Here is a 20753-nt window from a genome sequence, read left to right on the forward strand (position 1 = left end):
GCGTCATCAGTCATCAGTGCGATAGTTCGCGAACTCTGTGAGATCTGACCAGTTCGGCCAGGTCGTCTCCCAGAGCCGGGTGATGAGCCCCGCCCGCATCGCTGCGATGAACACCACCTCGATACGAGTGGCAGGCTCATCAGGACGGGACGTAGTGATCCAGAGGCGCCCGGCGACACGGTCTGCCGCGTCACACCATGCCGACTCGTCGTATTCGATCTGATACTGCACGTCGGTCGCGTACACCTTGCGGTGCTCTGTGACGAATGACTCATAGCTCTGCACCATGCCGTTGGAGAAGAGCTCGAAATCGGCGGCGTAGTAGTGCCCGATGAGTTCGGCGTTCTTCGCGACTACGACTTCGGCGAACATGTCTCGAATGCGCTGTACCGACGTGAGTGAACCATCTGCTGTCATCGGTTGCCTCTCTGACATGGGATGCCCGTATGCTAACAGCAGATCAGCTTTGGGGTACCGAGCCGTGCACATCGACGTGCACGCCTGACGCGTTGGGACGGCGACCATGCACACGACATCGATGAAATCCCCTGCCTTCAGCAGAGCCTCCGACCGCGACTACGAGATTCGCTGTGTGATCGGCGCAAGCGTCGAACGCGCGGCAGACGTGGGCGAGGTACTGGCGGCTGTGACCGGAGTCAAGGCCTCCGACCATGAGGCATGGTTCCTCGCCTGGCATGGTTTGGGCGACCGCGCCTCGCAGATCGCACGGCACGCTGATCAGAACGGGCACTCTGTGAGCGCGGCCGAGGCGTGGCTGCGTGCTTCAACCTATTTCGGCGTTTCCGTGAACGCGATCAGCGCACTGGCCGACACCTCGCAGCTGGCCCCGACCTTCGCGAAGCAGCTGCAGGCGTGGGAGTCGTTCATTGCGCGCTGTGGGCATCAGGTCGCGCACCTGCAGATTCCCTACGAGAGCACCACGCTGCCCGGCTGGCTCTTCGAGCCGGACCCGAGCATCTCGAACGGCGCCACGCTGGTCGCCGTGAACGGCAGCGACGGTTCGCATGCATCCGTCTGGGCGTCATGCACCGCAGCAGCTCTCAGACGCGGCTATCGCGTGCTCATGTTCGACGGGCCCGGGCAGCAGTCGATGCTGTTCGACGCCGCAACCACGTTTCGACCTGACTGGGAGCATGTGCTCACACCCGTCTACGAGATGCTCGCGGCGCGTCAGGGCGTGCAACCAGAGCGCATCGGTGTGTACGGCATCAGCCAGGCGGGCTATTGGGTGCCTCGCGCGTTGGCCTTCGAGCATCGGTTCGCCGCGGCGATCGTCGATCCCGGGGTGGTCTCTGTGGCCGCATCATGGCTCAAACACCTGCCGGCCCATATGGTGAGGCTGCTCGAAGCCGGTCGCGACGAGAAGTTTGACCAGGAGATGACGATCGGCATGAGGTTCTCGGCTGATACCGCGCGCACCTGGCGTTTTCGGGCCAGGCCCTACGGCACCTCTGGCTATGCCGAGACAATCCGGGCCGTTCAGACGTACGATCTCACCGAGGTCGCCGGGCAGATTCGCACTCCCCTGCTCATCACGAGCCCGGAGGGCGAGCAGTTCTGGCCGGGGCAGTCGGCACGGCTCGCAGAGCTCGCGCCTGCCGTCTCGACGCTGATCGACTTCACCGCCGACGAGGGCGCCGATCAGCACTGTCAGCCTCTTGCCCGCACTCTGACCGCGCAGCGCATGTTCGACTGGCTTGACGAGCAGATGCCGGCCAGGGATTCGCGATCGTAATCTGACCGTTCTATGCTCGCAGGCATGATGCGACGTGCGGTGGCCATTCGACATGTGGCCTTTGAGAACCTGGGAGTCATCGAGCCGGTTCTCCGTGAACGTGGTTGGAACGTCGAATACGTTGATGCGGGCATCGACGAGATCACGTCTCACGACCTGCTGGCACCGGATTTGGTCGTCGTGCTGGGCGGGCCGATAGGAGTCGCCGACACCGATGCCTACCCGTTTCTCGGTGATGAGCAGGCTGCGATATCTGCCCGGCTGCGTGCGGGAAAGCCCCTGATCGGCATCTGTCTCGGGGCTCAGCTGATCGCTCACGCTCTTGGTGCGTCGGTGACGCCAATGCCGCGCAAAGAGATCGGATACGCGCCGATCGAACTCACGGCGCTGGGTCGCGACTCTGCGCTGCGGCCGCTGGACGGCATCCCCGTGCTGCACTGGCACGGCGACGAGTTCGCCATTCCGGCAGGGGCCGAGCATCTGGCTGTCTCGCATGCGTGCTCGAATCAGGCTTTCAGCGTGGGCCGAAACGTGCTCGCTCTGCAGTTTCATCTCGAAGCCGATGCCGCGCAGATAGAGCGCTGGCTGATCGGGCACGCACATGAGCTCGCTGCCGAGGGGCTCGATCCGCGGTCGATTCGAGCGGATGCCGTGGCAGTCGGGCCTGCATTGGCTGCGGCCGCGAGGGCGGTCGTGGAGACGTGGCTCGACGGGGCGGCCCGATGAACGGCTCGCCGATCGCTACAAGTCGGACTCTCGCGTTTGTGTGCTTGGCTGGCGGGCTGCTCATCGGAACGGGAATTCTGCTGATCGTATTGGGCGCTCCAGCATCGGGCTGGGTCACAGGCGTCGTCGGTATCGTGGCAATCCCTGCGGTCGGTCTGGTGGCCCGAGGGCGAAGATCCCGATCAGACCCCTCAGCTGCCGGCAATGAAGATATGGAAGAAGACCGACGAACCTCACCGAGGTCGATCTCATGGTATTTGCTGTATCCACTCGTCTGGGCGATACTTCTGACGCTCTTTGTCGTCTCGAGAGACGGCTACTGGGCAACTACTCTGATGCTCTACGTCGTGGTTTTCGTGGTTGCCGTTCTGATCGCAGTCAGACGAGGAAAGTCACTGTCGCCCAAGGCGCTGTTTGAGAAAATGGTGCAGTTCTGAGCCGACGGTCTGCGTCAGATTCGATGATTGTCAGCCGACTTTTGCAAGGATGTTCTTCCGCTTGCGGTGAAGTCTCCACCAGCTGAGGGTGCCTCTTACTTGGATCCGTCCGAAATCTGCAATTGACGGCAGACCTTGGGCTTCGAGTTCTTGGCTGATTGCCTCAACACCGTCGCCGGCGTGTGAAGGCGATGATTTGACCAGCGGCTCTCGCTTTCTCTGCGGCAAATGGGTGGGACAATCGCCGCGCGAGCCTCCTCGACCCGCTCGTACGCCGTCTGAGCAGGTGGTCGAACATATTCATGAACACTGATGTGGCTGTGATCTGGCGCACGTTCCTGTCCGCGGAATGATCGCCTCACTCGGCCTGATAGAGAGGCTCCAGAACTGAGGCTGTACACGAACATACACATCTCATATTGTTCACGAGCGTGTACAATGGGTATTGTTTACGAACGTGTACACAGGAGAGTGTGATGGGACGGCCATTGAAGACAATGGGCATGCTGGGTGGCAGAGTTGCGACACTTCGCGAGCAACGCGGCCTCACTCAACATCAGCTCGCCGCTAAGGCTCACGTGTCGCGCAGCTGGCTTGCCCAGCTCGAGCTGGGCAAACCGGCGGCCAACGTACGGCTGGTCATGGCCGTGCTCGACGCACTTGATGCCCACCTAGAGGTGAACGATGACTGACCGCCGACTCGACGTGCACATGGACGGCGTGAAGATCGGGAACCTACACATGTCCGGGGCTGGCAACCTGACATTCGAGTACGACGCCGAATACACACAGCGGGAGAATGCAACACCATTGTCGCTGTCTATGCCTGTGTCGAAGACACGCCATAAGAACAAGGTCGTGCGATCATTCCTCCAGGGGCTGCTGCCGGACAACGCGCAGGCGCTGTCAGCCATGGCGACACGCTACCGGGTGTCAGCCAACTCACCGTTTGCACTGTTGGAGCATGTCGGACACGATGTCGCCGGGGCGCTCCAGATCGTGCAACCCGGTGAGACCGTCGAGGACAGCCTCAGTACCAGCACACCACCGAGCCCGATCAGCGACAGCGAACTCGCCCAGGCGCTCCACGAAGTGATCGACACCTACCGCAGCGGCACCCCTGCACCCGAAACACAGCGAATGAGCATCGCAGGTGCCCAGCCCAAACTCGCCCTCGTCAAGACAGAGTCCAGCGACTGGGCTGTACCCGATCGCACCCAGCCCACAACCTACATCCTCAAACCACTGCCACGCGATGGTGCTGCATTCCCGAAATCCGACCTAGTCGAACTGCTATGTCTGAGAGCACTCGCCCGAGCCGGCATACCCGCCGCCGACACCGACATCTGGGAGGCACCCGACCAGTCGGTGCGTGCGATCGTGTCTCGACGCTACGACAGATACCAGGGCAGTGACGGAACTGTCCACCGCCGGCACCAGGAGGACCTTTGCCAGGCGATCGGCATCGACCCAGTCCACAAATACCAGAGCGACGGAGGTCCCGGGCTCGGGGACATCGCCCAGCTGTTCAGAGCCCAGCTGACAGCTGACGACTCCTTACAGGCGTCGCGTGACTTTCTGCGCGGAGTCGTCGCTAATACATTCCTGTTCAACACCGACGCACACGCCAAGAACTACTCCCTAATGCTCGACGGAGACACGGTGAGGCTGGCACCGATGTACGACGTGGTTTCGTATGCGCCGTACATCCACGCAGACGACGACAGGAAGATTCTGTCAAGCCTGAGACTCGGCGGCACTTATGATCTTCGTCAGATCTTTCCGGAGGCGCTGGTCGAAGCCGGACGGACGCTCGGTGTGCCACGTGACGAATCCGAGCGCATCGTGGAGGACACGGTCACGAACCTCGCCGCAGCACTCGAGACCGAGGTCGGAGAGCTCCAAACCCTCGACGACACCGGCATTCTGGGCCGCACCGTCGAGGCAGTACAGGGGAACTCGCCCCTGTACGCAAGCGTGCGCGAGACGTTCCGACTGCGACCACAAGCGCGCAGCTGAGCCACAGTGCGCGGATAGTCGACCCGCGAACACGAGGTGGGCTGCTACACCTTCTGGCCGCCATCTCAGCAATCCGCCTCTCCACCGCTTGGGAGTCAGCCCCACGTGTGTGCAGATGCCTGATGATCTTTACTGAGATGTTGAGGAGTTCTGCGAGTTCGTTGATGGCCAGGAGTCGCTGGATGTCGGTGCCGTTCTGTCTCATGCCCCTATGCGGACCGCAGAAGACGCCGGAATCCAACGGGGCAAATCGGGATACTTCGGCGGGCAAGGCACGTTGAGGGCAGATTTTTGTTGCCTGAGCGCATCTGCGCTCCTCTGTGACGAGGAAAGATCCGCATGATACCGGGCAAGAAGTGGGGCGTGTGGGACTTGAACCCACGACCAAGGGATTATGAGTCCCGTGCTCTAACCAGCTGAGCTAACGCCCCCGACCGCGATTGCGCGCTGATGCGCCGCAGCCAGCAGTCAATGTTACCGGGTGCGGTGCTCTGGGCTGCAGTCCGATGGCCAGCGTTTCGCAGAATGCGCCTTCGAGATCACTTTGCGACGACGGTCGCGAGCTCGTCCCATCTGGTCGTCGCTCGCTGCGAGAGCATTTCACGCTTCATCTGCCACGCCGGCCCGGCCTTCAGCCCTGCTGCGCCGAGCCCGACGGCGTGGCCGCCCAGTCGGTCGTTCACCTGATCGAGCATCGATCCCAGATGGTGCATCGTCTCAGGCTGCTCGTCGAAGAGGTCGAACTCCTGCTGCTCCCCCGGCTGTCGCAGATCGCTCAGCGTGATGCCGGCGCGCACATAGCGGCGGTCTTCGAGCATGCGCGGCAGGATCAGCGCGCACGCTCGCTTTGCGACGGTGACTGGGTCGTCCGTTCGAGGCATCACCTCGATCGCGCCGCTCGCCGTGTGCATTGGAGGGCTCGCCCACGCCGTCGAAGCGAACGCGTGCACCGCCCCGGCGACAGAGTTCTGTGCGCGCAGCCGCCGGGTCACATACTGCGCATAGACCGTCAGCACTTCGTGCATGTCGTCGACGGTCGTGACCGGTGTCGAGAACGACCTCGAGTACATCACCTGCTGCCGCACGCCGGGCTGCACGTCGTAGTCGATGCACGGCTGACCGCGCAGCTCGAGCATGGTGTGGGCCATGCGCACGCTGAACCGACGGCGCATCTGCTCGACGTCGGCATCGCGCAGCGCAGCTGCGGTCTCGATTCCCAAGACGGCGAGTCGTTTGCTCGTGCGCCGGCCTACGCCCCAAATGTCGCTGGCCGGCGTCGCCCGAAGAATGCGATCGAGCTGATCAGCCGAATACCAGTCGATGCTGGTGACTCCGTTCAGCGCCGCGTTCTGCTTGGCGCCGTGACTCGCCAGCTTTGCGAGGGTACGGGTGGGCGCGATGCCGACCGACACCGGCACCCCGATGTCATGGCGGATGCGATGGCGCATCTCGCGAGCGGTGGCCGTCATCTGCTCTGTGGTGCCGCGCAGGCGCACGAACGCCTCATCGATGGAATAGACCTCGACACAGTCACTGAACCGCCTGAGCATCGACATGATGCGCCCGGATATCTCGCCATAGAGCTCATAGTTCGACGAACGTGCCACCACGCCGTTCTTGTCTGCCCAGACTTGCATGCGGAACCAGGGCTCGCCCATCGGAATGCCCATCGCCTTCGCCTCTGCGCTGCGCGCGACCACGCAGCCGTCGTTGTTCGAAAGCACGACAACGGGTCTTCCTTCGAGCTCGGGGTGAAAGATGCGCTCACATGCCGCGAAGCACGAATTCACGTCGACGAGGGCGAAACGTTCGCCGCCTGTCGTCGATCGGCTGCCCGCCAGCCCGTTCACAGTCGATGCAGGCATCGTGTTGCGACTCCCCAGACGGAGAGCTCCTGGCCTTCGCGCATGCGGATCACTGAATGCCCGGGATGCTCTGCATGCAGCTCGGCACCGGAAGGCGTCAGCCGAAACCGTCTGATCGTGAGCTCCCCGTCGACCACGGCGATGACGACGCTGCCGTCTGACGGGGTGCGCGAACGATCGACGATGACCTCGTCGCCGTCGAAGATACCTGCTCTGACCATCGAGTCACCGACGACTTTGACGACGAACGTCGTCAGCGGATCGTCGATCAGATGCTCGTTCAGATCGAGCGTGCCGTCGCAATAGTCTTGCGCGGGAGAGGGAAAACCTGCCATCACCACACCTCCGATCGTTCGAATGTATGTTCGATTGTATCCGGTGCCTCCGACATGAGCAGGCTGGGCACGCCTACCATGTGGTTGATGAGCACTGCAGAGACTCCCCTGACCGCACCCCGGTGTGCATGCGCACCGACCGCGCCCGCATCGAACACTGCGACCACGTCGCACGTACCGGGCCTGCCGCATCCCCATGACGAGGTCGACCCGCTCGCGCTCGTCATCGTCGTCAATGGCGCGAAGACGCCCGAGGGCCGCCTGCAGGCCGGTGCCGAAGATCTCTATGACGCGGTCGCTCGCGCGATCACCGCGATGCTGCACGATGCCCGCCCTGAGTGCATCGCACGCGTACGTGCCTGGACCGACGATCGCATCCGCAAAATCGTCAAACGCGCCCGCAACCGGGCCTGGCGGCAGATCGACGCCCTCGCTCTGCCGCACGTCACCGTGACCGTGGGCAGTGCAACGGTCGCGGTGTTCGCTCCCCTGCGTCCGTCCGAGTACCCGCCGGTGCTGCGCAGTGCGCAGGTCGCCGGCCTGCAGGCGGATGCCACGGGCCGCCCGCCTCACCCCGACGCGATCACGGTGCACGTCAACGACGCGCTGCACATGTCGACCGGTAAGACCATCGCCCAGCTCGGGCACGCGGTGCAGATATTCGGCGACGAGTGCCCGGTCGAGGCGGCGGCCTGGATCGCTGCCGGCTGCGCGGTGAACGTGGTGCCCGGCATTCCGACCGGTCCGCTGGCGGTGCGCATCGAAGATGCCGGCTTCACCGAGGTGCCGCCCGGCTCGCTCACCGCAGCGATCAGTCTCTGAGCGCCTGAGACGTCGAATCGCCGGCGTCGTGACGGCCGACTCTCGCAGCGTCGATCAGCTCGATCAGGCGGTCGGCGATCACCTCGTTGCCGATCTCGTTCGGGTGGTCGCCGTCGGCGAGAATCCACTCCGGATGCCCCTGCATGATCTGCCCGACATCGAGATAGGTCGCGTGGATCTCACCGGAGGCCCGTCGCACGTCGTCACGAATCTGCGGCAGCGAGTCCGGCTCGTCGGCTGCGTTCCAGAACGGCGAGACCACATAGATCGTGGCCTGCGGGTAACGGTCGCGCAGATCGGTGAAGAAGCTGAGCACGGCGTCGTACTGGTCACCGAAGTCATCCCACGCCCCGATGTCGTTGCCGCCACCGGTGACCATGACCACATCGGCAGCGGGGTCGGGCAGGCTGTCGAGCACGTCTTGATAGTCCGGTCGCGGGTCGTCGGGAGTTCCCCAGGCGGTCACGTATCCGGTGCCGCCCAAGGCCACGTTGTTCTCTGTCCAGCCCATGCGCTCGGCGACGAGAGAGGTGAATCGCTCGGTCGGGTCGTCGAGCATCTCGCCAGAGGTGTACGAGTCACCGATCACCAGCATGTCGGCGCCAGCACGCTGAGTCGGGTCGTCATGGTCGCCGACGGCGCCGAGCCGGGGTGGCGCAGACTGCGCCCCTGATGTGGATGCCGTTGTGCCGTTCGAGGCGTCACTGCGGCTCGCTGCGTGGTCACCATTTGCGCCATCGGTCGACACCGCACCCGGTGCGAGCCGGGCGGCTGCGTCAGGCGAGGTCGACAGGAAGAGAGCACCGGCGACGGTCGCCGCGATGGCGGCGGCCCCGATCGTTCTGCGAACCCATTTGCCTTGCACAGCGACGATGATACTCCCGTCTCAGGAGTGCGGCGGAGGACTGATCTTGAGGCGATCCTCAGCTCGTTTGAGGCCGCGCACCTGGGGATGATGGCGCGCGATGACGAACACGCCGCCGACCCCGATCGCACCGGTGATCACGAAAGCGGCCAGCATCCACAAGGGAGCCTTCGTCGCCTCTTCGAGCACGATCATGCCGATCAGCACGGCCACCAACGGGTCGATCACGGTGAGCCCGGCCATGACCAGATCAGGCGGCCCCGAGGCATGGGCGTTCTGCACGAACCACGACCCGAGTGCCGCGGTGACGGCCAGGGCGAGGGCCGTGACGAGCGTGAGCCATTCGAAGTTGCCGTCTCGCACGCGCGCGACCAGCAGCTTGGCCAGCGTCGAGACGAAGGCGAAGAGCACGCCCGCGCCGATGATGTAGACGACGGCACGCATTCTGCGACCGAACAGCGCGAAGCCGATGGCGAAGACGACCAGTACGCAGGCGAGCAGCAGGAGCACCTCGATGAGCCGACGATCGGTGACGGGGTGATCGACCGCGATGGTCGCGGCCATGATCACGAAGAGACCGATGCCGACCATGCACATGGCGACGCCGGTCAGCACGGAGCGACCGATGTGCAGATTGGCCAGATGCGCGTTGAGATACGTGGTCAGCACGAGCGCGATGATGCCGATCGGCTGAACGACCATGATCGGCGCCATGCTCAGCGCCGTGACCTGGACGACCACAGAGAGCCCGAGCAGCAGTGTGCCGATCACCCAGCGCTTCGAACGAAAGAGATTCAGCAGCTCGCGGAGACTGAAGCCGCCCGTGCCCGCCTGCTCGTCAATGCTTTTGTCGGTCTTGGCGACGCCGGAGCTCTGCATTTGGGTGCCGATGGACATGATCACGGCGCCGAGCGCTGCGATCAGGATGGCGATGGCGTTGCCCACGGATTCACGTCCTGTTCGATCGGTGTCTCTATCGTATCGGTCGATGCCGAGGCGACAGCTCTGAGGCACGGTGCGTCGGCCGATCCTGCAACGGCGACGGATAATGGAGGCATGACCATTCTTCCCATCGTGGTGACGGGCGAACCCGTGCTGCACCACGTCGCCCAGCCCGTGACCGCCTTCGACGCCCACCTGCACACGTTGGTCGACGACATGTTCGAGACCATGTACGAAGCACCGGGCGTGGGGCTCGCTGCACCGCAGATCGGCCTGGACGCGCGCCTCTTCGTCTACGGGTGGACCGATGACGAGGGCATCGAGCACAAAGGCGTCGCGGTCAACCCGGAGCTCTGGATCACTCCGCTCCCCCTTGACGAGCTGGATGACGACGATGACGCAGAGGGGTGCCTCTCGGTGCCTGGGCTGAGATTTCCGACGCGACGCGCGACTCGGGCGATTCTGAAGGCCCAAGATGAGAACGGAGAGCCCTACGAGGTACACGCTGAAGGGTGGCTGGCTCGCATCTTTCAGCATGAGTACGACCATCTCGACGGCATTCTCTACGTCGACCGTTTAGAGGATCCTCACGCATATGCCGCGCGCAAGATCATTCGCAAACAGAAGTGGGGCCGACCGGGGCTGTCGTGGACGCCGGGCGTCGACGACGTCGAGGCATAAAAAAGTCTGCTGACCTCACAGGGGGGAAGGCGAGATCAGCAGACACGAAATAGTACGTAGATCATCGGCTCAGATGCAAACCGTTGGTAAGATATCTCCTCAAATCGCGACCCAGTCGCATAGAGCACGACACTCGGTAGAGACGCGATGGCAGGATTCGAACCTGCGACGGCTGGCGTGCGGCGGGCTATGAGACCGCCTCCTTCGTCCACTTGGATACACCGCGTTGACTTGCCCATGCTACGGCGGATCAATTTCACGGTGGCCAAGATGACAGAGTGTGAATGGGCGCTGCGCGTATTGCGTGAGATGATGGTTGCTGACGACGACGTGTCGCACTCCGCGCCACGCGCCGACCACGCAACGCATCGAGGAGCAAGACTATGAACGCGCCAAGCGCCAAGAACGAACAGGGCCGCAAGGTTCAGGCCGCGAGCCACGGCCTGACATTCACTTCGCTGATTCTCGTCATCGTATCGCTGGGCCTGTTCATCGGCGGAGGCTTCGTTCTCGGCAACGCACCGATGAAGGGCGACGCCGGGCTCTGGGAGCACCTGCTGGGTCTGCTCATGATGACCGCCGGGTTCTTCACCGCCCTGCAGGTGTCGACCTGGTTCTCGAACGACTGATTCTCTCGGCAGCCAGACCGAGAACGCCCCTGCCCTGATCGGTGGGGGCGTTCTGCGTCTGACGACACGCCCGAGCTTGCGCGCAGGGGCGGGCAGAACCGCCTTGGTTTTGCGCCACGTCGGCCAGTTGCTATTATGGAGAAGTTGCAACGCGGTATTCCCCTGTAGCTCAATTGGCAGAGCATTCGGCTGTTAACCGAAGGGTTGTTGGTTCGAGTCCAACCGGGGGAGCTAAAGCCCCAGCCGGTCGAATCATCCTGGCGGGGGCTTTTTTCATTCCATTCCGATTCAGGTTTCCTGCCGGTTCAGGCTCACACCAGTCGATGTCTCTCATCCAGCCTCTCGTCCAGCTCGGCGAGAATCTCCCGGCACCGTGCCACGTCTTCCTGTGTGCCCGAGAGTTCGAACTCGAAGAGCATCGGCCGGCCCGAGCGCTGTGCGATCTGTCGTGCGGCTGCCTGGTAGTGTTCGCCGAAGTTACGGTTTCCCGATCCGATGACACCCACCATGTGTCGTCGGTTCTGCGGCGAGGCCAGAAACCTCAGCACAGCCTTCGGCAGGGTGTCATTGGCCCCGTTGCCAGCTTTGTACGAGGGCGTCAGCAGCACCCAGGGGCCGTCGGTGACGCTGTTGCGCACGTCGTGATCTGAGAGGTCGCGCACGTCTCTGTTCAGATGCCCGGCGAAGCGTCGCACCAGGCCACTGGCTGACGAGTAATAGTAGATCGGCGTCTCTCTCATGCTCTCCATCATGCCTCTTGCCTCAGCGCCGATCGGTTCCCTGCCGGCGAGCTGCCGAATCGCTCAGTAGACTGCTGGTCATGTCCTTCTCGGTGAAACGCGCACGCAGCGCTGACGATCGTGCCGCCTGCCGCGCTCTGCTCCAGGCAGAGCTCCAGACGACGATGCCGCTGTTTCCTGACGAACCCGATGCGCAGACGGCCGCACTGGTTCGATCCCTCGGAGGAGTCGATGAGACGGTGCTCGCCGCACGCGACGATGACGGAACCCTCTTGGGCGCCTGTGTGCTCCGGGCAGACACCGAGGTCTACATGATCATCGCAAATGGGCTGGACCCACGTATCGCGCGTTCGTTCGTCTCGCAGTGGGCGCTGCTCCCCCAGCTCGCCGTCATTCCCGAGCAGCGTGGAACCGGCGTCGGCCGGGCTCTGATCGAGGCTGCCCTGGCGATTTCGTCTCTGCATCCCAGCATCGCGGGGGTCTACGCATTCGCCGAAGAGGTCTGTCAAGAGGCATCCGAGGGGTTCTTCGCCGCGCTCGGGTTCACCGGGCACGACACTCAGAACGTGACTCTGCCCATCCTGGCGCCCGGCACTGATCAGCTGCTGCCGGTTCCGATCTCGCACGACGGCACTCGCACCGGTCGTTATATGACGAAGAGCATCCGCCGAGACCATCGCTGAGCGACCGTCTCAGGCCCAGGCTGGCACTCAGCCGTCTGACGGCCCGAGCCTCGCAGCCAACGCGGCGACCTGTGCCGAACGGCGGGCGTCTCGCTCTGTGAGGTCTCGTGAGCCTTCCGAGCAGAGTGCGTCGGGCACGAGCATTCCAGAGAGCACATTGCAGACCTCGCTCAGATCCGGCATCTGGCTGATCTCTCCACGATCGACTGCACGTTCGAGCGCAGACCTGACCGCGCCACGAAAGGGACCGATGAAATCCCTGTTCAACAGGCGCAAAGAAGAACCGTCTGACATGCCGCGATACGCCAGATACGGCAGCACCGCACGAAGAAATCGGTCGTTCAGCCGTTCCACGGAGACGAGCTGGACGGCGTACAGATCTTCTTCGAGACTTCCGCGGTCTGATGCGTCGAACGAAGTGGTGCGTGAGTTGACGACGAACAGCAGCATCTCGTCGAGGCTCTTGAAGCGACGGTAGAACGCAGGTCTCGTGGTCTTCGCCGCGGTCACGACCGATGAGATCGTCACCTCACGCAGCCCGTGGGCGAGCGTGAGGTCGACGACGGAATCGATGATCGCCTGAGAAACGCCTTCGTCAAGAGGCCGACGGGAACCCTCGCGTGCTGACGTGAGACGGGGATCAGTCAAGGGGCTCCTAGATGAGACGTCCGATACGGTTCGTCTCGGGCCCGAAGACCCGAGACGAACGGTCCCCCCATTGGTTCCCCCGTTGCACAGTGTATCGCATAATCATCGTCTGACGTGGCACCCGCATGCGATTGTTCAGACTGAGCAGGGTGTCACAGTGACATGCGCCCCACGGACTCGCCATAGGGGGTCTCGCCGATGGTCATGAAGCCGACGTGCTCGAAGAACGGTCCGGGGCCGTCTTCCCCGGGTTCGTAGATCACATAGAGCGCCCCAAAGCCGCGTGTCCGAGCCTCGTCGGCCAAGGCCTCGACGGCGAACCGCCCGATGCCCCTGCCCTGCCCCCGGGCGTCTACGTGGATGCGCCAGAGAGCCGCGCTGAACTCGTCGCGATCAGCGTGCGGGTCGAAGCTGCCGTGGATGAAGCCGACGACCTCGTCGGTCTCGTCATCGACCACAACGCGCTGCCACGCGGTGTCGGGGTTCACCACCGAGACCGCAGCTGAGTACGAGACGGGAGCGATGTACTGCGCCTGGCCTGGCTTCAGCGAGAGCGCGTTGGCAGCGATGATGTATTTCGCGTTCAGTTCTTCAAGTCTCAGTGTGCTCATGGCAGCATCATATGGCACCCTGCCCGAGAAGACCTCAGCATATACGTCTGCATGACGGCTGCTGCCTCAGCTGTGTCGTGTCTTCCGGCCTGAGCGGGCGGTCGACAGCTGCCCTGCTGCGGCATGAGGCCGTGCCAACGGGGTCAGCCGCTGCAGCAGCTCGACATGATCCGGGGTCAGATCAGCCGTGCTGTTGACGCCGAGCAGCTGCAGGGTGCGCGTGTACTCGCCTCGCAGCAGTTCAAGCACCTTGGCGACGCCTTCTTTGCCCGCAGCCATCAGCCCATAGAGGTAGGCGCGCCCAATCATCGCCATGTCGGCACCATTGGCCACGGCGGCGACGATGTCGGCACCGTTCATGATGCCGGTGTCGATGAGAATGGTGTAGTCGTCGCCCAGCTGCGCACGCACCTCTGGCAGCAGGTGCAGCGGCACCGGCGCTCGGTCGAGCTGTCGCCCGCCGTGGTTCGACAGCCAGACGCCGTCGGCGCCGTGGTCGCGCACCCGCTTGGCGTCATCCACATTCTGAATGCCTTTGACGATCAGGTTGCCCTTCCACTGCTCGCGAAGCCAGTCGACGTCGTCGAACGAGACGGTCGGGTCGAACATCTGGTTGGCCAGCTCGCCGACCGTGCCCTGCCACGAATCCAGCGCCGCGAATCTGAGCGGCTCGGTCGTCAAGAAATTGAACCACCACCATGGGCGAACGGCACCGTTCATGAACGTCTTGCCAGTGAGCCTCGGCGGAATGGTCATGCCATTGCGCACATCGCGAAGGCGGGCGCCGGCCACAGCGGTGTCGACCGTCACGATCAGCGTATCGACGCCTGCCTGCTGCGCCTGCTCGATCAGCTTCAGCGACCGGTCGCGCTCTTTCCAGAGGTAGAGCTGGAACCAGTTGCGACCGCCTGGCGTGCTCTGGGCGAGTGTGTCGATCGAGGTGGTGCCCATGCACGAGAGGCTGAACGGAATGCCTGCGTCGCGTGCCGCCTGCCCAGCAGCGACTTCGCCCTCATGATTCATCATGCGCACGAAGCCGGTCGGGCAGATGCCGAGCGGCATGGCGGCACTGGCGCCGAGCACCTCGGTGCTGGTGTCGATCTCTGCGATGTCACGCAGCACCGAGGGGTGAAAGACGATGTCGCGGTAGGCCTGTCGTGCCCGCCGCAGGCTGATCTCGCTCTCGGCCGCACCGTCGGTGTAGTCGAAGGCCACCTTGGGAGTGCGACGTTTCGCGATGAGCCGGATGTCCCAGAGGTCGGCAGCCTTGTCGAGTCGGCGCTTCTTGCCGTTGGGCTCGAACGGCTTCAGCCGCAGAAACTGGCTGAACTCTTTGGGGTCTGGGAATCGACGCTTCGTCATTGTCTTGCTGATCTCTTCTCGTCGTGGTTCAGTAGCCGGCCTGTTTGTCGACCACACCGGCGAACTCGACGGCGCTGCCGCCGTCGCTCTCACCGAGGAATGCGCGCACGTTGTGGCTGATTCGAGCTGACAGCGGCTTCTGCGCCATCGCCCAGGTGTTCGCCGTGTGCGGTGTGATGATCACGTTGCCCGCCGTCCACAGCGGATGACCGTCGGGCAGAGGCTCGGGGTCGGTCACGTCGACGCCTGCGCCCGCGATCTCGCCCCGGGCGATGGCCTCGGCCAGCGCATCGGTGTCGATCTGCGGGCCGCGTGCGATGTTCACGACGACCGCGTCGTTCGGCAGCGCCTTGAACTCTTCGGCACCGAGCAGGTGCTTGGTCCCGGCCGTCAGTGCCGCAGCGAGGATGATCACATCGAACTCTGCCACCAGACTGCGGAACGTCTGGTCGTCGACGACGCGCTCAGCTCCTTCGACAGGCTGCTGACGACGTCGCACGACCGTGATCTTCGCGCGGAACGGCTGCAGCAGACGCACAATCTCACGACCGATGCCGCCGGCACCGACGACCGCCACCCGCAGGTCGTAGAGAGAGCGGCCGGCCTGATCGCTCCAGCTGGTGCGCCGTGAGTAGGGGCCGAAGTCACGCAGCGCAGCGAGAGTGAGAGCCAGAGCGTGCTCGGCGACCGGCTCGTCGTAGGCTCCCTTGGCAGAGGTGAACGTGATCGAGCTGTGTCTCGTGAAGACGTCGGTGAACGCGTCGACGCCGGCGAAGGGCAGCTGCACCCAGCGTACCTGCGGGTTGGCGTCGAGCACCTCAGCGAGCTGCGAGGCGCCCTTCGGATCGAGCCAGACCACACCCTCGGTCTCGGCGCTGAGCGGCTGCGCCTCGACGCCGCCTGCGGCGACGGCCTTGACGAACGGGGCCTGAGCCTCGGGAAGAACGGTGATCGTCATGGGAACTCCTTTGTGTGATGACTGAATCGCATGGGTCGCAGAGTCAGGCGATCGACTCCTGCAGGTCTCTGCGCTCCTGCTCGAGGTCGACGAGCATGCGCTGCACGTTGCGCACCTGGTCTGGCGGAGCGACGGCCGCTCCTCGCGAGAGTCTACCGAGCATCTCGCGGATGCGCTGGTCGAGTCGGTCAAGCAGGTACCGGGTCAGCACCTCGCGTGCATAGGCGGCCGCCTCGGCACCGGTGCTCACCGGCAGCTGGATCATCGCCAGTTCGCCGACCAACGACTGCAGCTCGGGCGCGACGCGCTCGCCGACCGTCTCGACGCGGTTCTTCTGCTCGGCGTAGTTCGGCACCGAGAACAGCACTTCGAGCAGCTGACGCAGGCGGGGTTCGTTGACCGGCAGCTGTTCGACTCGGCTGCGCAGATCGGGCGGGCACAGCTCGGGCACCTGCAGAAGAGCCTCGGCGAGCTGCACCTCGCGTCTGGCATGCTGCGAGCCCATCGGCAGATCGGCTCGGTGCACCGGCACAGCGGGGGCGGGCGCGACCACGGCATCCGACCGCTGCTCGGCATCACCGGCTCTGACGAAGCCCGACCCCACCTGCTGCGCGCTCACCGCAGGCGCCTCAGGCACGTCAGGCGAAGCCGTCGAACGCCGCGACCGATCGCGTTCGGCTGCTCGCACCGCGCGCAGGGCCTCGTCGGGGTCTGCCCCGACCAATCCGGCGAGCACGCGGGCATAGCCGGGCTGCAGCGCCCGGTTGCGCAGACTGGCGACGATCGGAGCGGCCTGCTGCAGCGCCTGCACCTGCCCTTCGACAGTGTTCAGATCGAAGCGCTTGATCACCTGGCGCATGGCGAACTCGAAAAGCGGGGTCTTCGCCGTGATCATGCTTCGCACAGCCTGATCGCCCCGGCTCATGCGCAGATCTGAGGGGTCAAGGCCGTCGGGTGCGATGGCCACGTAGGTCTGCGCGACGAAGCGCTGCTCTTCGGCGAACGCGCGCAGAGCGGCCTTCTGCCCCGCCTCATCGGGGTCGAAGGTGAAGATCACCTCGGCCGGCTTGGAGGCATCGTCGGCGAGCACCCGTCGGATGACCTCGATGTGCCCGGGGCCGAAGGCGGTTCCGCAGGTGGCGACGGCGGTGTCGACGCCGGCCAGATGGCAGGCCATCACGTCGGTGTATCCCTCGACCACGACCACCTGACGCTTCTTCGCGATGGCGCGTTTGGCGAGGTCGAGACCGTAGAGCACCTTTGCCTTGTGATAGACGTCGGTCTCGGGCGTGTTGAGGTATTTCGGTCCTTGGTCGTCGTCATAGAGTCTGCGGGCACCGAACCCGATCGTGCGGCCGGTGAGGTCGATGATCGGCCACATCAGTCGACCGCGAAACCGATCGTAGATGCCGCGCTGGCCCTGTGAGACGAGCCCGGCGGCGATCAGCTCGTCATTGGTGAATCCGCGCTGCTGCAGGTGGTCGCGCAGGCCGTTCCAACCTTTGGGCGCATAGCCCATGTGAAACTCGTGGGCTGCGTGGGAGTCGAAGTCACGGCGCAGCAGCTCGGCGCGGGCGACCTTCGCCTCGGGGCTGTTCAGCTGTTGGGCGAACCAGCTGCGCGCAGCCTCGTTGGCCTCGAGAATGCGGGCACGACGGCCGCGAGCCTGCAGATCGGGGCCGCCGTCTTCGTAGTGCAGCTCGTAGGCCAGCCGATCGGCGAGCTGCTCGACCGCCTCAGTGAAGGTGACGTGATCCATCTTCTGCAGAAACGTGAAGACGTCGCCGCCTTCGCCGCATCCGAAGCAGTGATAGTAGCCGAGCTGGGGGCGCACGTGGAATGAGGGCGAACGCTCGTCGTGAAACGGGCAGAGACCTTTCAGAGAGCCGATGCCGGCCGACTTCAGCGTCACATACTGGCCGATGACCTCAGAGATGTCGATGCGCGAGCGAATCTCGTCGATGTCGCGTCGTGCAATCCGTCCGGCCATGCCCACCAGTCTAGATCCTCGGCGCTGGTCCGCTCCCGTGTGGCTCGACGCGACCTTTCTCGCTGGTGCGTCGACGAGGCGCGGCTATCCCTCGACGAAACGTGCGTACCAGTGCTCGGCCGAAAGATCGGTCAGCATCGCCACCTGATCGACGACGACACGCCGACGCCCGTCGTCATCTGGTGCCGCTCGCCACAGCTCGCGGAAGGCGGGCTCGAGATGTGCGTCCCCGGTCGACCACAGCGCGTCGAGCAGCGCCGCCAGCATCGAGCGCTGCCGCTCGTAATACGGCTGCAGGCTGTCAGAGGCCATGATGAACATGCCCACGATGCCTTTCAGCAGTGTGATCTCGGCTGAGGTCGCGGCCGGCAGCTCGACGTCGGCGCGGTACCGGATCAGGCTGCCGACTGGATGTGCGTCACGGGTGGCCTCAGTGACTGATCGGCAGAATCGGCCGATCAGCTCGCTGGTGAGATCTTTGAGCTGGGCGAGATGCTCGCGGCTCTCACTCCAGTTCCAGAGCCAAAGCGGCAGCCGCTGCAGACGATGCAGCGCAGCGGCCAGCTCGTCTGGCGAGTGCCGTGTGCCCGTCCAGATCATCGCGCCGCGCAGCACTTCGTCGAGATGCTGCGGGTCGTTGATGATCTCGGGGTCGACATACCGCTCGACGATGCCGTCTTCGAAGTCATGCACCGAGTAGGCGATGTCGTCGCTGAGATCCATGACCTGCGCCTCGATGCACCGCCGCCCTGCGGGCGCCCCGGCTCGCAGCCATTCGAAGACCGGCAGATCGTCGGCGTAGACGCCGTACTTCAGCGGGCCCCCGGTCTCGTCGGCGCGGCGCACACCCTCTTCGACGCCCCAGGGATACTTCGCGGTGGCGTCAAGCGTGGCACGCGTCAGGTTGAGCCCGTAGCTGACTCCGTCGACCATGCGCTTGGTCTCAAGGCGGGTGAGCAGCCGCAGCGTCTGCGCGTTGCCCTCGAAGCCGCCGAAGCGCACTGACCACTCGGCCAGGGCCATCTCACCGTTGTGTCCGAACGGCGGATGGCCGAAGTCGTGGGCGAGGCAGGCGCTGTCGACCAGATTGGGGTTCAGCCCGAGCGACTTGCCGAGTTCGCGACCCACCTGGGCGACCTCGAGCGAGTGCGTCAGTCGGTTGCGCACGAAGTCGAGGCCCGCGGTCGGTGAGAACACACCGGTTTTGGCCGACAGCCGGCGCAGAGCCGAGGAATGGATCATTCGACCGCGGTCGCGTTCGAAGTCGCCGCGGCGGTTCGTGTGCGTCTCTGGGTACCAGCGCTCCCGGTCGGCCCTGGAGTACTTTGCCCGCTTCAAGCGCCCCGAAGATGTGACCGCCACCGTGGCAGCCGCACGACTGTCGCGCGCCCCGCTCTCACATTCGCTCATGCGATCAGCCGCCGCTCACGTCGAGTTCGGCCTCGAGCAGGCAGGACGACTGCTCGGCGTCGAGCAGGTTCGACTCAAGCCAGTGCTCGGGCAGGTGCGGACGCTTCGGGCGACCGGCGCGACCACGCGGCCCCTCGGCGTCTTTGCCCGGATAGCGCACGCTTGCGTCGAGCTGCCCCACCAGGTCTTCGAGCTCGCCGAACGTCTCGACCAGCGCCATGCGCTGGCGCAGCTCGCCGCCGACCGGATACCCCTTGAAGTACCAGGCGACGTGCTTGCGGATGTCGCGGCAGGCGTGCATCTCGTCGTCGAAGAAATCGCCCAGTAGACGCGCATGCCGCAGCAGGGCCTGCCCGACCTCTCGCAGATTCGGCTGCGCAGGCTGATACTCGTAGCTCGGCCTCGTCGGGTCGGCCGCATACGCGGCGAACGCCCGCTCCAGGTCTTGGAACAGCCAAGGTCGTCCCAGGCAGCCGCGACCGACGACCACGCCGTCGACGCCGGTCTCACGCACCATGCGGATCGCATCCTCGGCCGACCAAATATCGCCGTTGCCCAGAACCGTCACGTCGGGAAGCATCTCGCGCAGCCGGGCGATCGCCGACCAGTCGGCATGCCCAGAGTAGTGCTCGGCCGCCGTGCGCCCGTGCAGCGCCACCGCTGCGACACCGGCGTCACGGGCTGCCTTCGCGGCCCACTCGAAAGTCATGTGATCGTTGTCGATGCCTTTGCGCATCTTGACCGTCACCGGCAGATCGCCCGCACTGCGCACCGCGGTCTGCACGATCGAGGCGAAAAGGTCGTGCTTCCAGGGCAGAGCCGCTCCCCCGCCTTTGCGGGTCACCTTTGGCACTGGGCAGCCGAAGTTGAGATCGATGTGATCGGCGAGGTCTTCGGCCACGATCATGCGCACCGCCTCGCCCACGGTCTTCGGATCGACGCCGTAGAGCTGCACCGATCGCGGCGACTCATCGTCGTCGAACGTGATCAGGCGCATCGTCTCGGCGTTGCGCTCGACGAGGGCACGCGTCGTGATCATTTCGCAGACGTAGATGCCGCCGCCATAGTCGCGGGCAAGATGCCGAAACGCTCGGTTCGTGATGCCGGCCATCGGTGCGAGCTCGACCGGGGTGTCGACGTGCAGGCGGCCGATCTGCAGGCCCCGAGTGGCCGAAGGCACGTCTGCTGGTGAGGATGCGGCGTCGTTCCGCCGTTCTGCGCGCGTCTGCGTCGCAGGTCGGGCATCGGCCGAAGCGGTGAGATGTTCTGTCATG

22 protein-coding genes, 2 tRNA genes and 1 pseudogene are annotated in these 20753 nt (G+C 64.4%); 10 read left to right on the forward strand and 15 right to left on the reverse strand.

Features of this window, described 5'->3' with window-relative positions; translation table 11 throughout:
* Window positions 1–6: 6 nt before the first annotated feature.
* A complete protein-coding gene (locus F8O09_RS01940; protein ID WP_158053749.1) occupies window positions 7–417 on the reverse strand; it encodes a nuclear transport factor 2 family protein in 411 nt (136 codons plus the stop codon).
* 121 nt (window positions 418–538) lie between these two features.
* Here F8O09_RS01940 and F8O09_RS01945 point away from each other — a divergent pair, with 121 nt between their 5' ends.
* The 5 genes from F8O09_RS01945 to F8O09_RS01965 all read left to right on the forward strand — a co-directional run bounded on the left by F8O09_RS01945 (window position 539) and on the right by F8O09_RS01965 (window position 4938).
* Window positions 539–1756, forward strand: a complete 1218-nt coding sequence (locus F8O09_RS01945; RefSeq protein ID WP_158053750.1) for an alpha/beta hydrolase family protein — start codon at window positions 539–541, stop codon at window positions 1754–1756.
* A 24-nt stretch (window positions 1757–1780) separates the two neighbouring features.
* Window positions 1781–2482 carry a glutamine amidotransferase gene (locus F8O09_RS01950; protein WP_158053751.1) on the forward strand — a complete coding sequence of 234 codons (702 nt, stop codon included), beginning with the start codon at window positions 1781–1783 and terminating at the stop codon, window positions 2480–2482.
* Window positions 2479–2919, forward strand: coding sequence for a hypothetical protein (locus tag F8O09_RS01955; protein WP_158053752.1), 441 nt, complete (start codon window positions 2479–2481; stop codon window positions 2917–2919). The genes F8O09_RS01950 and F8O09_RS01955 overlap by 4 nt, the downstream gene beginning before the upstream one ends.
* 503 nt (window positions 2920–3422) lie before the next feature.
* Window positions 3423–3611: a helix-turn-helix domain-containing protein gene (locus F8O09_RS01960; RefSeq protein ID WP_225732809.1), complete on the forward strand. Its 189-nt coding sequence runs from the start codon at window positions 3423–3425 to the stop codon at window positions 3609–3611.
* Window positions 3604–4938, forward strand: a complete 1335-nt coding sequence (locus tag F8O09_RS01965; RefSeq protein WP_158053754.1) for a HipA domain-containing protein — start codon at window positions 3604–3606, stop codon at window positions 4936–4938. Before F8O09_RS01960 ends, F8O09_RS01965 begins: the two co-directional genes overlap by 8 nt.
* 357 nt (window positions 4939–5295) lie before the next feature.
* Here the strand turns inward: F8O09_RS01965 and F8O09_RS01970 are convergent.
* The 3 genes from F8O09_RS01970 to F8O09_RS01980 all read right to left on the reverse strand — a co-directional run bounded on the left by F8O09_RS01970 (window position 5296) and on the right by F8O09_RS01980 (window position 7138).
* Window positions 5296–5369, reverse strand: a tRNA-Ile gene (locus tag F8O09_RS01970).
* A gap of 108 nt (window positions 5370–5477) precedes the next feature.
* Window positions 5478–6803 (reverse strand): Y-family DNA polymerase, encoded by a 1326-nt coding sequence (locus F8O09_RS01975; RefSeq protein WP_158053755.1) that lies wholly within the window; start codon window positions 6801–6803, stop codon window positions 5478–5480.
* Window positions 6785–7138, reverse strand: a complete 354-nt coding sequence (locus tag F8O09_RS01980; RefSeq protein ID WP_158053756.1) for a LexA family protein — start codon at window positions 7136–7138, stop codon at window positions 6785–6787. The genes F8O09_RS01975 and F8O09_RS01980 overlap by 19 nt, the downstream gene beginning before the upstream one ends.
* Before the next feature lie 87 nt (window positions 7139–7225).
* Between F8O09_RS01980 and F8O09_RS01985 the strand changes: the two genes are divergently transcribed.
* On the forward strand, window positions 7226–7960 hold the full coding sequence (locus F8O09_RS01985) for a hypothetical protein (protein ID WP_158053757.1): 735 nt from the start codon (window positions 7226–7228) through the stop codon (window positions 7958–7960).
* Here F8O09_RS01985 and F8O09_RS01990 read toward each other — a convergent pair.
* Together F8O09_RS01990 and F8O09_RS01995 are read right to left on the reverse strand one after the other, a co-directional pair.
* A complete protein-coding gene (locus tag F8O09_RS01990) occupies window positions 7950–8825 on the reverse strand; it encodes an SGNH/GDSL hydrolase family protein (RefSeq protein WP_158053758.1) in 876 nt (291 codons plus the stop codon). The two genes, F8O09_RS01985 and F8O09_RS01990, sit on opposite strands and share 11 nt — an antisense overlap.
* Window positions 8826–8846: 21 nt before the next feature.
* Window positions 8847–9770 carry a DMT family transporter gene (locus F8O09_RS01995; RefSeq protein ID WP_158031251.1) on the reverse strand — a complete coding sequence of 308 codons (924 nt, stop codon included), beginning with the start codon at window positions 9768–9770 and terminating at the stop codon, window positions 8847–8849.
* A gap of 111 nt (window positions 9771–9881) precedes the next feature.
* Between F8O09_RS01995 and def the strand changes: the two genes are divergently transcribed.
* Window positions 9882–10448, forward strand: coding sequence for a peptide deformylase (gene def / locus F8O09_RS02000; RefSeq protein ID WP_158053759.1), 567 nt, complete (start codon window positions 9882–9884; stop codon window positions 10446–10448).
* 142 nt (window positions 10449–10590) lie between these two features.
* On the opposite strand, the pseudogene F8O09_RS02005 reads toward def, so the two are convergent.
* A pseudogene (locus F8O09_RS02005) lies at window positions 10591–10674 on the reverse strand.
* A 157-nt stretch (window positions 10675–10831) separates the two neighbouring features.
* On the opposite strand from F8O09_RS02005, the gene F8O09_RS02010 reads away from it, so the two are divergent.
* Together F8O09_RS02010 and F8O09_RS02015 are read left to right on the forward strand one after the other, a co-directional pair.
* Window positions 10832–11077, forward strand: a complete 246-nt coding sequence (locus F8O09_RS02010; protein ID WP_158031249.1) for a hypothetical protein — start codon at window positions 10832–10834, stop codon at window positions 11075–11077.
* A gap of 158 nt (window positions 11078–11235) precedes the next feature.
* A tRNA-Asn gene (locus F8O09_RS02015) sits at window positions 11236–11308 on the forward strand.
* A gap of 80 nt (window positions 11309–11388) precedes the next feature.
* On the opposite strand, the gene nrdI is transcribed toward F8O09_RS02015, so the two are convergent.
* Window positions 11389–11817 (reverse strand): class Ib ribonucleoside-diphosphate reductase assembly flavoprotein NrdI, encoded by a 429-nt coding sequence (gene nrdI / locus F8O09_RS02020; RefSeq protein ID WP_158031248.1) that lies wholly within the window; start codon window positions 11815–11817, stop codon window positions 11389–11391.
* 80 nt (window positions 11818–11897) lie between these two features.
* Between nrdI and F8O09_RS02025 the strand changes: the two genes are divergently transcribed.
* A complete protein-coding gene (locus F8O09_RS02025) occupies window positions 11898–12500 on the forward strand; it encodes a GNAT family N-acetyltransferase (protein WP_158053760.1) in 603 nt (200 codons plus the stop codon).
* A gap of 27 nt (window positions 12501–12527) precedes the next feature.
* Here the strand turns inward: F8O09_RS02025 and F8O09_RS02030 are convergent, their stop codons facing one another.
* The 7 genes from F8O09_RS02030 to dusB all read right to left on the reverse strand — a co-directional run bounded on the left by F8O09_RS02030 (window position 12528) and on the right by dusB (window position 20752).
* Complete coding sequence (locus F8O09_RS02030) at window positions 12528–13148, reverse strand: TetR/AcrR family transcriptional regulator (RefSeq protein ID WP_158053761.1); 621 nt, start codon at window positions 13146–13148, stop codon at window positions 12528–12530.
* Between the two features lie 152 nt (window positions 13149–13300).
* On the reverse strand, window positions 13301–13759 hold the full coding sequence (locus tag F8O09_RS02035) for a GNAT family N-acetyltransferase (protein ID WP_158031245.1): 459 nt from the start codon (window positions 13757–13759) through the stop codon (window positions 13301–13303).
* A gap of 66 nt (window positions 13760–13825) precedes the next feature.
* Window positions 13826–15121 (reverse strand): alpha-hydroxy acid oxidase, encoded by a 1296-nt coding sequence (locus F8O09_RS02040; RefSeq protein ID WP_158053762.1) that lies wholly within the window; start codon window positions 15119–15121, stop codon window positions 13826–13828.
* A 28-nt stretch (window positions 15122–15149) separates the two neighbouring features.
* The gene (locus F8O09_RS02045) at window positions 15150–16079 is read right to left on the reverse strand and encodes an NAD(P)-dependent oxidoreductase (protein WP_158053763.1); all 930 of its coding nucleotides are present in this window, start codon (window positions 16077–16079) and stop codon (window positions 15150–15152) included.
* A 43-nt stretch (window positions 16080–16122) separates the two neighbouring features.
* A complete protein-coding gene (gene dnaG, locus F8O09_RS02050; protein ID WP_158053764.1) occupies window positions 16123–18069 on the reverse strand; it encodes a DNA primase in 1947 nt (648 codons plus the stop codon).
* An 84-nt stretch (window positions 18070–18153) separates the two neighbouring features.
* Entirely contained in the window at window positions 18154–19479 is a 1326-nt protein-coding gene (locus F8O09_RS02055) for a deoxyguanosinetriphosphate triphosphohydrolase (protein WP_158053765.1), read from the reverse strand.
* 4 nt (window positions 19480–19483) lie between these two features.
* Window positions 19484–20752, reverse strand: coding sequence for a tRNA dihydrouridine synthase DusB (dusB, locus tag F8O09_RS02060; RefSeq protein ID WP_158053766.1), 1269 nt, complete (start codon window positions 20750–20752; stop codon window positions 19484–19486).
* Window position 20753 lies beyond the last annotated feature (1 nt).

It is taken from the genome of Pseudoclavibacter sp. CFCC 11306, assembly GCF_008831235.1.
GTDB lineage: Bacteria > Actinomycetota > Actinomycetes > Actinomycetales > Microbacteriaceae > Pseudoclavibacter_A.

What these genes read in the sequence shown, in the direction of transcription:
- F8O09_RS01945 (WP_158053750.1), top strand. Translation starts at nt 539, where the DNA reads ATGAAATCCCCTGCCTTCAGCAGAGCCTCCGACCGCGACTACGAGATT.
- F8O09_RS01960 (WP_225732809.1), top strand. Translation starts at nt 3,423, where the DNA reads ATGCTGGGTGGCAGAGTTGCGACACTTCGCGAGCAACGCGGCCTCACT.
- F8O09_RS02025 (WP_158053760.1), top strand. Translation starts at nt 11,898, where the DNA reads ATGTCCTTCTCGGTGAAACGCGCACGCAGCGCTGACGATCGTGCCGCC.
- def (WP_158053759.1), top strand. Translation starts at nt 9,882, where the DNA reads ATGACCATTCTTCCCATCGTGGTGACGGGCGAACCCGTGCTGCACCAC.
- F8O09_RS02040 (WP_158053762.1), bottom strand. Translation starts at nt 15,121, where the DNA reads ATGACGAAGCGTCGATTCCCAGACCCCAAAGAGTTCAGCCAGTTTCTG.
- F8O09_RS02045 (WP_158053763.1), bottom strand. Translation starts at nt 16,079, where the DNA reads ATGACGATCACCGTTCTTCCCGAGGCTCAGGCCCCGTTCGTCAAGGCC.
- nrdI (WP_158031248.1), bottom strand. Translation starts at nt 11,817, where the DNA reads ATGAGAGAGACGCCGATCTACTATTACTCGTCAGCCAGTGGCCTGGTG.
- F8O09_RS01940 (WP_158053749.1), bottom strand. Translation starts at nt 417, where the DNA reads ATGACAGCAGATGGTTCACTCACGTCGGTACAGCGCATTCGAGACATG.
- F8O09_RS02055 (WP_158053765.1), bottom strand. Translation starts at nt 19,479, where the DNA reads ATGAGCGAATGTGAGAGCGGGGCGCGCGACAGTCGTGCGGCTGCCACG.
- dnaG (WP_158053764.1), bottom strand. Translation starts at nt 18,069, where the DNA reads ATGGCCGGACGGATTGCACGACGCGACATCGACGAGATTCGCTCGCGC.
- F8O09_RS01985 (WP_158053757.1), top strand. Translation starts at nt 7,226, where the DNA reads ATGAGCACTGCAGAGACTCCCCTGACCGCACCCCGGTGTGCATGCGCA.
- dusB (WP_158053766.1), bottom strand. Translation starts at nt 20,752, where the DNA reads ATGACAGAACATCTCACCGCTTCGGCCGATGCCCGACCTGCGACGCAG.
- F8O09_RS01975 (WP_158053755.1), bottom strand. Translation starts at nt 6,803, where the DNA reads ATGCCTGCATCGACTGTGAACGGGCTGGCGGGCAGCCGATCGACGACA.
- F8O09_RS01965 (WP_158053754.1), top strand. Translation starts at nt 3,604, where the DNA reads ATGACTGACCGCCGACTCGACGTGCACATGGACGGCGTGAAGATCGGG.
- F8O09_RS02035 (WP_158031245.1), bottom strand. Translation starts at nt 13,759, where the DNA reads ATGAGCACACTGAGACTTGAAGAACTGAACGCGAAATACATCATCGCT.
- F8O09_RS01980 (WP_158053756.1), bottom strand. Translation starts at nt 7,138, where the DNA reads ATGGCAGGTTTTCCCTCTCCCGCGCAAGACTATTGCGACGGCACGCTC.
- F8O09_RS01955 (WP_158053752.1), top strand. Translation starts at nt 2,479, where the DNA reads ATGAACGGCTCGCCGATCGCTACAAGTCGGACTCTCGCGTTTGTGTGC.
- F8O09_RS02010 (WP_158031249.1), top strand. Translation starts at nt 10,832, where the DNA reads ATGAACGCGCCAAGCGCCAAGAACGAACAGGGCCGCAAGGTTCAGGCC.
- F8O09_RS01950 (WP_158053751.1), top strand. Translation starts at nt 1,781, where the DNA reads ATGATGCGACGTGCGGTGGCCATTCGACATGTGGCCTTTGAGAACCTG.